This window comes from Streptomyces sp. NBC_01142 (assembly GCF_026341125.1).
GTDB lineage: Bacteria > Actinomycetota > Actinomycetes > Streptomycetales > Streptomycetaceae > Streptomyces.
Genome location: NZ_JAPEOR010000015.1, coordinates 1 through 1828, shown reverse-complemented (window position 1 = coordinate 1828; position 1828 = coordinate 1). Strand labels below are relative to the sequence as shown.

The 1828-nt window shown below is 64.4% G+C and carries 2 protein-coding genes and 2 pseudogenes; 1 reads left to right on the top strand and 3 read right to left on the bottom strand.

Annotated features, from left to right (window positions below; all coding sequences use genetic code 11):
- Together OG883_RS46715 and OG883_RS46710 are read right to left on the bottom strand one after the other, a co-directional pair.
- Positions 1 to 304 (bottom strand): annotated as a pseudogene (locus tag OG883_RS46715) (IS256 family transposase); the annotation flags it as partial.
- A gap of 148 nt (positions 305 to 452) precedes the next feature.
- Positions 453 to 617: a hypothetical protein gene (locus OG883_RS46710; protein ID WP_266555019.1), complete on the bottom strand. Its 165-nt coding sequence runs from the start codon at positions 615 to 617 to the stop codon at positions 453 to 455.
- Positions 618 to 701: 84 nt separating this feature from the next.
- Between OG883_RS46710 and OG883_RS46705 the strand changes: the two are divergent.
- Positions 702 to 904 (top strand): annotated as a pseudogene (locus OG883_RS46705) (IS110 family transposase); the annotation flags it as partial.
- Between the two features lie 391 nt (positions 905 to 1295).
- On the opposite strand, the gene OG883_RS46700 reads toward OG883_RS46705, so the two are convergent.
- The coding region (locus tag OG883_RS46700; protein ID WP_266555017.1) for an RICIN domain-containing protein at positions 1296 to 1828 on the bottom strand (533 nt) is incomplete at its 5' end.

The following is a 1828-nucleotide window of genomic DNA, read 5'->3' as shown; positions in this document are numbered from 1 at the left end:
GCAGGATGGCCGAGGAGAACCGCCTGCGCCCGCCGGTGGCCTCGTCGACGCGCTTGTCGTTCACCCTCAGGGCCTTCACCTCCATCGATCCGGCCGCGGTGGTGACCTTCCTCGGCTCGTGATAGCCGTTGCTGACCACCAGGCGGCGCCCGTGCTCGTCACGCTCATCAGTCAACTCAACTATATAGGCGTTGACTTCGGCCTCCAGGGCGGCAGCCAGCATCCGCCTCGCGCCCTCGCGGACGATGTCGTCGATCAGGGAACCGGTCTCGGTCGTTCCATCGGCATTCACTACGCTCAGCACGGGCGTGCCTTCCCAACCGACTGTGCAACGTCGGCCTACTCACCTTGCTCGAAGCCACAGAATCAGCCGCCGCATAGATCACGGCTGGCGAATCGCCCTTACTCAGGGATGACCAGCCCGTGGGCACGCAGCTGCGGCAGGCAGACCTTCAGGCAGGCTTCACCGAGGCGGCATCAGTACGCACGAGCAGGTCTTCGTGAAAGGGGAGACCGTTCGCGACGAAGGTCCACGGCCTCACTCCGTCACGCATGCGTTCCGCATCCGCCTTGAACAGCACCGTGAGCGCCTCCATGACACGCACCACGTCGACCAACGTTCCACCCCGCCCGTTCGAATAGACGGGCCACGCTACACGGCACAAATGCAGCCGACTTGACGGCATGCCAACGTGAGGTGTCTCTGAGCCTTCTCCGCCCTCACCTCATCACCCGGCGCCACCGCCCACTACCGGCGACGCCGTGACAACCACGGAGACTGGCACCCTGCTGCCCAGAGAACCTCTTCAACCGCATGATCGGTCAGCTCTACTACTGCCTTCAGAACCGCCGGTTGTTCGACGCAAGCACAGCCTTTCCGGCCGCACTCGCCCCTGCGGCTTGACGGCCAATGTGCTTGAGGTGTCTACGGAGCGATCATTCGCAATTCCTGATTGGCAGCCGAGTCGTCGTAGGACGTCGGGCGGCCAATCGAGGGAAGCCACAAGCGGCAGAACTTTGAAAGCCACACCCGACGCCCCTGGGCGGGCCAACCATACGAAGGGCTCGCCCGGTCCCGGAGAAGAACGAACCTTGACTGCCCTGGTCACCGCGATGCCACAGTTGCGTTCGGACTGCCGGACGGCTCCGCGGCATCGCGGGCACGGGACTCGAACTGTGCGGCGATGTTGTTCCACATGAAGCCGTCCCGTCACGCCGGCGTCTCGCCGATCTAGCCGCAGCGCCGCGAGGACCTGAGGTCCTCTCTATGGTCTCATTTCCTGTCCTGCGGACTCTTACTGCTGGTGCCACCTGTAGTACTGGTGGGAGGGATCGCAGACCGTCGTTTGCAGGAGGGTGCCGTTTCGCACGCTGGGCGTCGACAGACAGAGCCCGCTCGACACGTTCTGCCAGACCTGGTACCAACCTGAGGGCGGCCCGTTGGGGTTGTCCGCGAAGAAGACGCGCCACTGCTGGGTGGTCGCGGCCGCGTTGCAGAACGCCATCGTGACCGTCCCCGCCCCGGAGGCCGGCGCGGTGATGCACCGGCCCGTGCGCTGGTTGGTGAAGGTGAACAGGCCGGTCTGGGTATTGAACCCTGCGAGCCACTTCTGCTCGGAACCACCGGTGCACGACCACATATGGAGCTTCGCGGCGTTCTCGGTGGCATTGTCGAGACAGTGGCTCGAGTTCCAGACGTTGATCGGGCTGAAGCCCGCAGCCTGCGCAGGTGCACCGGCCACGGAGAGGGCCAGCACCGCTAACACCGCGGTGACGAGCGCGGACAATCTACGTCGTGTGGACATGAGCTTCTCCGGTTTCTCACTAA